Below are 10,316 nucleotides of genomic sequence, written 5' to 3' on the forward strand. Positions count from 1 at the left end.
AATGAGGACTCCTCAATTACAAACCAGTAGGAAAAAAAAGTCAAAATCGCCAAGACGAAAATCCAAAATTCAAATCGTCCCCCTTTCTCGTTGGCACCCGCGCTTACTTCAGTTCACTGATTGGGCGATAATAACTGGATCAGTAATGTTATGCTTACTGATGCTGTTAATCCGAGTCCCTGGTATGGAATTATTGGGAATAGGACCAAACTGGCCTGTGATTTGGGTAGTTGCTTGGAGTGTCAAGCGCACAGCTTTTAGTGGCGCATTGGCAGGTGTTGTTTTGGGTCTACTACAAGATGCTATGACATCACCTGATCCAACTCATGCTCTAAGTTTGGCAGTGGTTGGAAGTTTGACTGGTCTGTTGCAGAAGCAGCGTTTTATACAAGAAGATTTTATTTCTATTGCCTTAATTGTGTTTGGTATGGCACTGTGGTCAGAGACAATTTTTGCATCGCAGTTGATTTTAATGGGCGATCGCAATCCGGCTGATGTCTGGGCACATTTCCAGAAAGTCGCCCTTGCCTCTGCCATTCTCAGTAGCCTCTGGGCACCAGTGATTTATTTTCCCCTAAATCGTTGGTGGCAGCAAGTAAAATTAGCACAACAGTCATAAATCAGTGAAGAAGAATTCAAAATTCAGAAATCTTCTTACAAAGAACCGAGTGCGGAGTGTGGATAACCTGGGTTTAAACTCAGAAAGGAGTGAGGAGTGAGGAGTCAATTAATGTGACTCTTCACTCCTAAATTTTTCTGAACTATACGCATCCTTTAACAAAATAAATTCAAGCTAAAGTTAATTCATCTTTATGTAGCTACAAAATTATTACTCTGTTGCTAAGAATTATGGATAATTTACCAATGGTCGAACCAGATGCTTTCATCGCAGAATCAGAATTTCAGGATGATTCACATCCAAAGCAAACACTCTTAAGTGACTTTGACCACGCTATGATGCGGCGGTGTATAGAACTCGCCCGTCGCGCTTTAGGACGCACCTCCCCAAACCCAATGGTGGGGGCGGTGATTGTCAAAGATGGCGAGATTATCGGGGAAGGGTTTCATCCGCGTGCTGGTGAGCCGCATGCAGAAGTTTTTGCCCTCAAAGCAGCAGGTGAAAATGCTCGTGGAGCAACGATTTACGTGAGCTTAGAGCCTTGCAATCACTATGGACGTACTCCCCCTTGTTCAGAAGCGTTGGTAGCCGCTGGGATCGCTAAGGTGGTCGTGGGGATGGTTGACCCAAATCCACTTGTCGCTGGTGGTGGTATAGCCCGTCTACGGGCTGCAGGGATAGAAGTTTTGGTGGGAGTGGAAGAACAAGCCTGTAAGAAGCTCAATGAAGGTTTTATCCATCGTATTCTTCATCATCGACCTTTTGGCATTTTGAAATATGCCATGACTTTAGATGGCAAAATTGCGACGACGACTGGTCATAGTGCATGGGTGACAAATAAGGATGCTCGCGGCGAAGTTCATCAACTGCGAGCAGCTTGTGATGCGGTGATTGTGGGTGGAAACACAATCAGACTGGATAATCCTTATTTGACTAGCCATCGGGAAGGAGCACATAATCCCCTACGGGTGGTCATGAGCCGTAGTCTGGATTTACCTCAAAACGCTCGTATCTGGCAAACCGCAGAAGCTCCCACTTTGGTTTTCACAGAAAAAGGAGCTAACCCCGATTTTCAAGAACTGTTGCGGAATCTGGGGGTGGAAGTGGTGGAGTTAACACCACTCACACCAGATCAGGTGATGGCGTACTTATACAAGCGGGGATTTTGCAGCGTGTTATGGGAGTGCGGTGGTGTTTTAGCTGCTAGTGCGATCGCCCAAAAAGCAGTGCAAAAAGTTTTTGCTTTTATTGCTCCTAAAATCGTTGGTGGTGTTCATGCTCCCACACCTGTGGGTGACTTAGGTTTGACCTCCATGACTGAGGCGCTATCCTTGGAACGTGTAGAGATAAGGGTAGTTGGTTCTGACTGTTTGGTAGAGGGTTATTTGCCAAGTCATCAGTTATAAGTCATAAGTCATGAGTTATGACTTATGACTTTTAGGAATACTGACGTTCTTGAGCCAAATCACGGATCAGTGCTAGCCGAGATTTAACGTAGTCACTGAGGAAATCGCTTTCATAACAATCTAGCAAAGCTTGGGTTTTGATTTGTTTGACCAACCATTGTACCAAGCTAGCATCATCGAGCTGTAATAGCGTCTTAGTTTGTGCAGTTTCCACTACAGACCAAAGCTGACGCATAACTTTGGGAGTCATTAGACCTCCATTGAAGATTAGCTTAGCTGTTTTCAGGATACACAATTGCGGTAATAGGTTTCGGTCTTAATGTAGAGGCTGACATAAGTGTTATTAAAAACTTAATATATTGAGTTATAAGTTGATGATGATTAAGGATTAATAATTTTAAACAATACATGAACAAAAAGTAGTATTGTTATGCCCTGCATGAGTCTTGACTTTTTGCTTGTGTTGTTCTGTGTCTCAACGTCTACCTGTGCTGTACGTTCGCTTATTTTTCATATTTTAAACACTTTTGTAAATACTTGTTAAGCGCACAATCAATTTTATTTTGATTGAGTAGTAAAACCAAATATGCTGATTGCTAAGTTTGAGAAACTTGGTTTTTTCAAGCTATACTTTTGTTTACAAATAACCAATGAAGGAGATCCAAAAAAATGCTTACCCTTCAATAATTGATTGGGCACTTTTTATGGCGATCGCAATTTTTACCCAATACAGGCAGCTACTGAAAAGCTATAGTATAAATTCAAACTAACCTTCCACGAGATAATGAGTCTACCTCAGCCAATTGGTCGCCAAAAAGAGGTGCTATATCTACCAGCACGGGGGCACTTCGCTGTTTTAGGAACTGCGGGAAGTGGTAAGACAACACTTGCTATTTTGCGATCCGCTTTTCTTGCTGATCCAAGGACTGAACATTGCGGCAAGACGTTGTTAGTCACATTTAATAAAGCGCTTGTAACTTATTTAAACCACCTTCAAGATAGAAAACTAGCCAACGTGATTATCGAGAACTACCATCTCTTCGCCAGGGGATATCTCGCTTTTCGCAATAAAATGTCTCGTCATGCGATTCTCACTCCAGATGATCGCGAAGCTTTAGTGAAGCAAGCGGTAAAAAATATTTCACAGCATCATAGTTTGCATCCTCTTTTTGACTATCCTGTGGAGCTTTTTTCAGAAGAAATTCGCTGGATGGCACACTATGGTATTACTACTTATGAAGAGTATCAAAACTTTGATGTACTTAGTGATGTAGAAATGCGTTTTAAGGGGAAAGAACGGGAGTTAGTCTTTGAAATCTACCAGACTTACCTAAACCTGCGTCAGCAAAGCGGTAAAAAGTATGACTGGGACGATATAGCAACTACTGTTTGTGAAGAATTCGGTGCTGATACATCAAAACGTTTATATAAGCACATCGTAATTGATGAGGGTCAGGACTTTTCGCCACAAATGATTCGCTCCCTTGCCTGGGCTATTCCTGCGGATGGTTCATTGACATTCTTTGGAGATGTTGCACAGCAAATATATGGACATCGTATATCTTGGCGAGATGCAGGACTTGATATCGAACAAGTTTGGGAATTTAAACAAAATTACCGGAACACCAAACAAATTGCCAAACTTGGACTTGCTATCTCAAAGATGCCTTATTTTAAAGGTGTCCCCGATTTAGTGGAACCAGTTTCACCACCTGCTGATGGTCTGTTACCAACAATCGTTGAATTTTCTTCTCCTGACCAGGAAATATTATTTGTCGTCCACCAAGCTATAACGCTAGCTAGGACGCAGAACGTGGCAATTCTTTTTCGCGATCGCCAAGATGAAAAACTTATCGGACAATATTTACCAAAAGGAACTATCCGTCTGCATCGAGAGATGACAACTTGGCAAGCCGGGGCTGGTATTAGATATGGAACTTATCATTCAGCAAAGGGTCTCGAATTCGACGCAGTTATCTTGCCATTTTGTAATAATAAGAAATTACCAGACCCCGAAGCAGTAGAAGCTTTCGGTGAAGCAGATGCAAGCGCCCAAGATGGAAGATTATTGTATGTTGGTGTCACACGTGCTAAAACACGGCTGATTATGACGTACTGCGGTGAAGTTACTAGTCTTTTACCAAGTGATACCAGCCTTTACGAGAGGGTGAAAAGATGATTGATTCGATTAAGCGTGAAGCTGAACGTCGCAGCATAACACGTCTTTGTCATTTTACCCCATCGCGCAACCTCGTTCATATTTTGACAGGTGAAACGGGAATACTGGCAACAAAACATTTACAAAAAAATGAGCGCAGTGTTTTTACACCAACTGACCTAAAGCGGCTTGATGGACATCAAGGATACATCTGTTGTTCAATTCAATACCCCAATGTCTGGTATTTCAATACAGCAAAATCCAAAGATATTTTATTTAGGGATTGGGTTGTGCTATTCATCAATCCGAAGTATCTCTGGTTGGCTGGTACTCGTTTCTGTCCAAGAAATGCTGCATCTGCTTTTGGTAGTACTATTGCCGAAGGTGAGGCAGCTTTTTTGTCAATGTTTGCTCAGTCTGTATCTGGTGCTGGAGGACGAACTTTTAGCCGTTGGACTAATCATTTAGCCTGCTGTCCCACAGACAACCAAGCAGAAGTTCTGATTCCAGACCAAATTGGAATATCTGACATTTTAGCGATTGCAGTACCAAGTGAAACGCAGGCAAAAAACGAAGCAGTACGCCTTGACATTCTGGGTATTTCTGAGGAGAAATACAAATTCGTAGTAGCACCAGATTTATTTGATAAGTACAATTTAAGCAACTTGATTCGCTCAGGTAAAAGACCAGATGAAACACCTTGGAAAGTCGGGGAGGAACTATGATTAGTAATGAACAGCACCTACATACAATCTCCCTTATGACAAAAGGACAAGGTGCATTTCTTGGCGCAGCTGTTGGTGATGCGTTGGGATGGTCTCAAGAACCAGAAGCTAAGAGAATTGATAAAAAGACTTCTTCTCCAGCAGAAGTTTTAGATAATGGATTCCAACAATGGGTGCGGAAGTCAGGGGGGCAATACTACCCTCATCACGAAGTTATTCTTGCTGGTGAATATAGTGACGATACGCAGCTAATTCTCTGTACTGCCAGAAGCTTACTTTATGGCGCACGCTGGTGGCACCATTTAACTAAGCGGGAATTACCAATTTGGACTTCTTACGAACGTGGTGGAGGAGGAGCAACAAAACGATCAGCGCAGCAATGGCTTGCAGGAATAGAGCCTTGGTCTTCTCCTGATAAGGAGAAAAAGCGATATTTTGGTGCTGGTGGAAATGGTGTGGCGATGCGAATATTGCCTCATTGTTTGTTAGGTGCGACAGAAACTAATTTTGAAAACATTGCGAAAAATATTGTTGCTAATGGTGTTACAACTCACGGACACCCCAGAGCTTTGGTGGGTGCGCTTGCTTACGGTTTTGCCATTTGGGTAGCATTACGAGAGACGAATACTTTGCAATACGGTGCAATTCTTGAAAAAGTTTTATCGGAACTTAATTCTTGGTCTGTTTTACCAGATTTAAATGATATTTGCCCGAATTGGAAAAATTCAGCTTTGCAAACAACTGATGGACAATATGACGATTCTTGGCAACACACTATTAAGGAGATGTTGCAACTTCTTGAGTTATGCCAAGAGGGAATGAAGCAAGGAGCGCTCTCGATTGAGCGAGAAGTTCTTACTAAACTTGGATGCTTTAATAAAAGTGTCAAAGGAGCAGGAACGGTAAGTGCTGCGGCTGCCATATTTCTGGCATCGCGTTTTGCCGCAAATCCGTTCTATGGTCTTTTAGAAGCAGGATTCGCTCACGGTGCTGACACTGATACGATTGCGTCAATGACTGGTGGAATTCTTGGTGCTATAGCGGGAATTGAATGGCTAGGAAATTACGCAGTAAAAGTTCAAGATGCAAACTATATCCGAGATATAGCAGAACATTTAGCCAGAAACCAAGGCGATTCACAAACTCAACAAGCAGATAATTTCACAATTAAGAAAACGCATCTAGATGCTTTCGTAAAACAAATCGAAGTGTCAAAACCTGCTGATAGTATATTGATTCCAGATGGAAGAAAAGCCCAAATATCAGCTTCTGTAAATCATCAGTCTATATCTAAATCAACTGTGGCGACATCGTGGAAGCTGACTACTGCTGAAGGTCAGTCTTTATATGTCAAAAAGCTTTCACGCCCTAAAAACAACACAGAAATTAACTCTGAGTTAAAATCTATTAGTGTCTCTGAACATAATTTTGAATTCCAACAAGTTAATATTCTCCATGTAGGAATTGAAATTCCAGTTAGCAATCTTGATAAATCTCGTTTTTTCTATGAGAAAGTTTTAGGAATTCAAGTAGAACAAGAATCAAAGTTGTTGGTAAGATGTGGGAGTATTGTATTAATTAATATAGAAGATTATAAAAAAAGGCACGGCTTTTATTCAGGGACTACTAAAGCACCTACTACTCACACGATTGACCTTGAAGTTGAATCACTCGATGAAGCTTATAATAATGTGAGCAAAGTAGAAGCAAAAATTGTAAAAGATATTTCAAAAAACCATGAAAGACGTTACTTTTATTGTCTTGATCCTGATGATAATCAGATTAGAATTTTTGAAGTAAAGTTTTAATCAAAAATTACGAACCTGTATGGCGCTTCATTTCGGCTTCGCCCCCTAGCAGAAATCTAAAGATATAGCGTTCGCGGAGCGGCTCCTCCGGAGCTTCGCCTAATAAATTTTTAGAACTTCAGGAAAAGCATATTGTCATTTTGTATAAAAAAGTAAACAGTAAAGATGTTTCAGTAAACAAGTGAGTGCTATCCATGCCGATTATTGAAAGTAAAGATGTCGTCAACGGGGAAGAAGTCGTTATCTATATTGAGGTAGATAATATTCCACCGAGTAGAAGCCCATACGAAAATGTACGGGGTGTTGACACAGCTAGAGTTGTGGCTGCGGCTCGTGATGTTTTTGGGGAAGCAATGCAGCTAACCCGTAGTTGTGCGAAGCGGGTTGTAGAAAGCGTCAAGCAAATGGAAAAGGAGACACGACCCAATGAATTAGAGGTCAAGCTTGCTATCAAACTGGATTCAGAGGTTGGTGCAGTTATAGCCAAAGTTAATACGGGGGCGCAAATAGAGGTGACAATGAAGTGGAAGTCAACAGGGGAGTCGTGAACGAAACAACGACGATTCAGATATTGCCTTACACGCTGATTGTCGGTCAGCAGCAGATCAAGCTGGCTTTGGAACTAGCGTATATTGCGCCAAGGATTGGAGGAGTGTTGCTCAGTGGACAACGGGGAACCGGGAAATCTACAGCTGTGCGTGCTTTTGCTCAGATGATGTATGAGCGCCTCCCGGTGACTCTACCTATTAATGCTACAGAAGACCGAGTGGTTGGGGGCTGGCGGATTGATGAATTGATGCAGAGCAAGGCTGTTCCCCAGAAAGGATTGCTGGAAGAAGCAAATGGTGGCTTACTTTATATCGATGAAGTCAATCTGCTGGATGACCACATCGTGAATATTATTCTTGATGTCACCTCGACAGGAGTGCTGGTGGTGCAGCGGGAAGGGCAAAGTTTTCAAAAACCTGTTTCTTATACCCTGGTTGGTACTATGAACCCGGAAGAAGGAGGACTGCGACCACAGTTACTGGATCGGTTTGGCTTGATGGTGAGTGTGGAAGCAGAACAAAATGAAGCTGAACGCACGATGATTTTACAAACTGTTTTAGAGTTTGATGAAGCGCTCTCCCAGTTAAAAGTGGGAGAAACGTCAGCTTATATCAATGAAGCGCTGCAAAAAGATAAGAAACGCAAAGCGTTACTTGAGAAAGCACGCCAGAATTTTTATAACGTTAAAGTGCCTGTGAGCGTTGCTAGAAACTGCGTTAAGTTAGCAATAAAGTTCAATGCTGAAGGTAACCGAGGTGACTATATCATTGCTTTAGCAGCGCGTGCCTATGCTGCGCTTGTTGATGCCAAACAAGTCACAAACGACCATGTCGCAGAGGTCGCTCGATTGGCACTTCAGCATCGTCGCCCTGAAGTCCTCCAGAGCAACCAAATGCCGTGGAGTGATGAAGATGATGAGCAAGTGATGAAGATGATGAACGGTGAGTGATTCGGCAAAATTATCGCAACTGAGTTTGAATGATCTGGTGATGCGATCGCTCGCCTGTGCTGCCATCAGCCCAGGTCTTCGTAGTATTTTGATGTTCGATACGACACCTAATGCTTTGCGGTTGGCAGCTCAAACCACAGCCCAGATGCTGGAAGTGGTGACTGGACATGGAGTCACTCTGGTAACATTGGGAACCTATGAAGCAGAAGACGATTTGTGGGGTAGTTGGGGGTTAGCGGGTGATAACGAGCAACAATTGTTGCAATGGAAACCAGGTTTGCTGTCTCAACATTCCTGTGACATTCCATACGAATCTATAAATAAATTCCAACAGCGGATAGTCGTCATTCCAGACTTAACTAAGCTGAGTTTGGCAGCAGCACGAGCTTGTGTGGTACTGATGGGGTCTGATGTAGCACATTTGGAGCGTCACGGGCAGCAGGTGCATTGGCAACCCAATATTTGCTGGATGGCAGGCTGTGCTAGTGGTGAAGTGGGAATGGTTTCTCCTCACCTGCTCGATCGCTTTGCCCTGCGCTTGAGTGGACAGGTGGCAAAAACAGTAGACAGAGCAGAATCTATTCTGGAGTTGCTTGACGAGCGGAGGTTAGGCAAGGAAAAGCCGAAACCTTTGTCAACTGAAATTCGCGAGCAACTTCTCAAAGCTCTGCAAGTCCATCCCAAAATGACAGCCAAAGCTTTAGCCAGAATTTTTGATTATACATTAGAAGTGGAAGTTTATAGTCCCCGTCGAGAGATTGCTTTAGCGCGACTGTCTCTAGCAAATGCACGGCTAGTGGGTGCAAAGCAGATGACAACGGAGCAGGTTGATACTGCGGCTGGGATGATTGGCTTGACAATCGGTATCAAGCAGAAAGCAAAACGCTCAACTCAGTCCTCAGAACCACAGCCTGAACTCACTAAACTTACAGAGTCAACATCGGTCTCTACACCCTCATCAGAACAGCTAGAGTTATCCCCAGAGCAAGAACCTGTCTATGAGTCGGATGAACCAGAAGAACTACCCGCTACACCATTAACATTTAATGCGATTCCTGTCAATCCTTACCCAGAGGATGAAGCACCTATTGAGCGGGAAGCGGCTTCGCTGCGATTACCACCTCGTCGATTTCGAGCATCGGCTGCTGCTCGTGGGGTGATTATTGGTGTGGAGAAAGCCACAAATATGCGGGATTTAGCTTTGGTGAGGACGTTACTAGAAGCAGCAAAGTTCCAGCCAATTCGTCAACAAGGAAAAACTCATAGTCAACGGCGCTTGGTGTTGTCGCTGACGGACTTGCATAGTTATCGCAGAGCACCTGTAGCCGAGCAAATGCTGATGCTGGTACTTGATCACACTTGTTTATTGGATTGCAACTGGCAAGAGGAGTTATTACCTTACCTGAACTGGGCGTATGTGGAACGAGCAAGTGTTTGCTTAATTCAGGTAGGAGCAGCACAAGCAAGCCACGAGTTGCGAGCTTATCAGGTGATGGCGCAAAACATTCTAGTACCTAGCATCAGTGCAGGAATTGAGGCAGAATCAGGCAAAGCGACTCCTTTGGCTCATGGTTTGGATTTGGCATTGCAGACTTTACGCCATGCTTTGCAACACGGACGCAGTAGAGTTCAGCGGGCGGTACTGGTTGTTATTAGTGATGGGCGGGGCAATGTGCCTTTAGAAGCCAGTCGCTTCGGTAGGATAACACCACCTGTGGGATGTAAGGGAGTTGACGATGCTTTGCAAGTAGCAGAACGTATCCGTGGATTGGATGGAGTGAAGGCGGTTTTGTTGAATCCGCAGCCAAAGCAATATGCTGATTTACCATTGGAACTGGCTAAGACATTGGGTGCAACTGTGGTTGCTATTGGGCGTCTAGAGCAAGTGGAGGTGGAATGATGGCTGCTAAATCAAAACTTTCACTGACTCAACGTGCAATAACCTCGCCGACAGGTTTGAGTCGAACCAAACAGCTACCCTTTGAGGCAAAAGAAACTACAACAGCAACACTTGCTGTATCGGATTTACCAGAAAATATAGAAGCTGCGTGCGATTCGTTGTGAGTGAATCCCGGTAATCAGTCCGCAAATAACCTCACCAA

10 protein-coding genes are annotated in these 10,316 nt (G+C 43.5%); 9 read left to right on the plus strand and 1 reads right to left on the minus strand.

Translation table 11 applies throughout. The features are described from left to right. Position 1: 1 nt before the first annotated feature. Both mreD and ribD read left to right on the plus strand, forming a co-directional pair. On the plus strand, positions 2-619 hold the full coding sequence (gene mreD / locus DP116_RS05695; protein ID WP_169154252.1) for a rod shape-determining protein MreD: 618 nt from the start codon (positions 2-4) through the stop codon (positions 617-619). 230 nt (positions 620-849) lie between these two features. Further along, positions 850-2,025: a bifunctional diaminohydroxyphosphoribosylaminopyrimidine deaminase/5-amino-6-(5-phosphoribosylamino)uracil reductase RibD gene (ribD, locus tag DP116_RS05700; protein WP_169154253.1), complete on the plus strand. Its 1,176-nt coding sequence runs from the start codon at positions 850-852 to the stop codon at positions 2,023-2,025. Between the two features lie 31 nt (positions 2,026-2,056). Here ribD and DP116_RS05705 read toward each other — a convergent pair whose 3' ends face one another. Continuing rightward, complete coding sequence (locus tag DP116_RS05705) at positions 2,057-2,275, minus strand: hypothetical protein (protein ID WP_169154254.1); 219 nt, start codon at positions 2,273-2,275, stop codon at positions 2,057-2,059. Between the two features lie 534 nt (positions 2,276-2,809). On the opposite strand from DP116_RS05705, the gene DP116_RS05710 reads away from it, so the two are divergent. The 7 genes from DP116_RS05710 (at position 2,810) to DP116_RS05740 (ending at position 10,278) form a co-directional block, all read left to right on the plus strand. Further along, the gene (locus DP116_RS05710) at positions 2,810-4,204 is read left to right on the plus strand and encodes a 3'-5' exonuclease (RefSeq protein ID WP_169154255.1); all 1,395 of its coding nucleotides are present in this window, start codon (positions 2,810-2,812) and stop codon (positions 4,202-4,204) included. Further along, positions 4,201-4,908 (plus strand): DarT ssDNA thymidine ADP-ribosyltransferase family protein, encoded by a 708-nt coding sequence (locus DP116_RS05715; protein WP_169154256.1) that lies wholly within the window; start codon positions 4,201-4,203, stop codon positions 4,906-4,908. Before DP116_RS05710 ends, DP116_RS05715 begins: the two co-directional genes overlap by 4 nt. A 35-nt stretch (positions 4,909-4,943) precedes the next feature. Continuing rightward, the gene (locus DP116_RS05720) at positions 4,944-6,716 is read left to right on the plus strand and encodes an ADP-ribosylglycohydrolase family protein (RefSeq protein WP_211173094.1); all 1,773 of its coding nucleotides are present in this window, start codon (positions 4,944-4,946) and stop codon (positions 6,714-6,716) included. Between the two features lie 194 nt (positions 6,717-6,910). Then, positions 6,911-7,264 (plus strand): CU044_2847 family protein, encoded by a 354-nt coding sequence (locus DP116_RS05725; protein ID WP_169154258.1) that lies wholly within the window; start codon positions 6,911-6,913, stop codon positions 7,262-7,264. Continuing rightward, a complete protein-coding gene (locus DP116_RS05730; RefSeq protein ID WP_169154262.1) occupies positions 7,261-8,214 on the plus strand; it encodes an AAA family ATPase in 954 nt (317 codons plus the stop codon). The genes DP116_RS05725 and DP116_RS05730 overlap by 4 nt, the downstream gene beginning before the upstream one ends. After that, a complete protein-coding gene (locus DP116_RS05735; RefSeq protein WP_169154259.1) occupies positions 8,207-10,114 on the plus strand; it encodes a hypothetical protein in 1,908 nt (635 codons plus the stop codon). The genes DP116_RS05730 and DP116_RS05735 overlap by 8 nt, the downstream gene beginning before the upstream one ends. Then, complete coding sequence (locus DP116_RS05740; protein ID WP_169154260.1) at positions 10,111-10,278, plus strand: hypothetical protein; 168 nt, start codon at positions 10,111-10,113, stop codon at positions 10,276-10,278. The genes DP116_RS05735 and DP116_RS05740 overlap by 4 nt, the downstream gene beginning before the upstream one ends. Positions 10,279-10,316 lie beyond the last annotated feature (38 nt).

Origin of the sequence: Brasilonema bromeliae SPC951 (assembly GCF_012912135.1) — a bacterium.
GTDB classification, from domain to species: domain Bacteria; phylum Cyanobacteriota; class Cyanobacteriia; order Cyanobacteriales; family Nostocaceae; genus Brasilonema; species Brasilonema bromeliae.

Bases quoted from the DNA above. Each gene is read 5' to 3' on its own strand.
- mreD (WP_169154252.1), top strand. From the start codon at position 2: ATGAGGACTCCTCAATTACAAACCAGTAGGAAAAAAAAGTCAAAATCG.
- ribD (WP_169154253.1), top strand. From the start codon at position 850: ATGGATAATTTACCAATGGTCGAACCAGATGCTTTCATCGCAGAATCA.
- DP116_RS05705 (WP_169154254.1), bottom strand. From the start codon at position 2,275: ATGACTCCCAAAGTTATGCGTCAGCTTTGGTCTGTAGTGGAAACTGCA.
- DP116_RS05710 (WP_169154255.1), top strand. From the start codon at position 2,810: ATGAGTCTACCTCAGCCAATTGGTCGCCAAAAAGAGGTGCTATATCTA.
- DP116_RS05715 (WP_169154256.1), top strand. From the start codon at position 4,201: ATGATTGATTCGATTAAGCGTGAAGCTGAACGTCGCAGCATAACACGT.
- DP116_RS05720 (WP_211173094.1), top strand. From the start codon at position 4,944: ATGACAAAAGGACAAGGTGCATTTCTTGGCGCAGCTGTTGGTGATGCG.
- DP116_RS05725 (WP_169154258.1), top strand. From the start codon at position 6,911: ATGCCGATTATTGAAAGTAAAGATGTCGTCAACGGGGAAGAAGTCGTT.
- DP116_RS05740 (WP_169154260.1), top strand. From the start codon at position 10,111: ATGATGGCTGCTAAATCAAAACTTTCACTGACTCAACGTGCAATAACC.